Source organism: Brevibacterium sp. ACRRH, assembly GCF_022346365.1.
Lineage (GTDB): Bacteria > Actinomycetota > Actinomycetes > Actinomycetales > Brevibacteriaceae > Brevibacterium > Brevibacterium paucivorans.
This window is the reverse complement of sequence record NZ_JAKRMN010000020.1, coordinates 1-591: the sequence shown is the minus strand read 5'-3', so window position 1 is coordinate 591 and position 591 is coordinate 1. Positions and strand designations below refer to the sequence as shown.

At 55.0% G+C, this 591-nt stretch carries 1 protein-coding gene; it reads left to right on the top strand.

The genetic code is table 11. The annotated features are described in order from the left end of the window. Positions 1 to 591: hypothetical protein (locus MHX53_RS11475; RefSeq protein WP_239272783.1), on the top strand; the 591-nt coding region annotated here is incomplete at both ends.

Below are 591 nucleotides of genomic sequence, written 5' to 3'. Positions count from 1 at the left end.
ACAAGGGTAAGCCTGGCGACAAGGTCGAAATTCCGAACACCGGTGGCCCAGTCGAGGACGGCACAACTGTTGAGACGGAAGGCCCTGGTAAGGCTGAAATCGATGAAGACGGTAAGATCGTTGTTGACATCAACGATGACGCTAAGCCTGGTGACAAGATCAAGGTTGTTGTTAAGGACAAGGACGGCAAGGTGATTGATGAAGTCACCGTGACCGTCGAGAAGCCTGGCGACAAGAAGCCTGAGGCTCCTGCTCCTGCTGAGAAGCCGGACTGGAAGGACGACAAGGGTAAGCCTGGCGACAAGGTCGAAATTCCGAACACCGGTGGCCCAGTCGAGGACGGCACAACTGTTGAGACGGAAGGCCCTGGTAAGGCTGAAATCGATGAAGACGGTAAGATCGTCGTTGACATCGACAAGGACGCTAAGCCTGGTGACAAGATCAAGGTTGTTGTTAAGGACAAGGACGGCAAGGTGATTGATGAAGTCACCGTGACCGTCGAGAAGCCTGGCGACAAGCAGCCTGACGCTCCTGCTCCTGCTGACAAGCCGGACTGGAACGACAACAAGGGCAACCCTGGTGACAACGTTG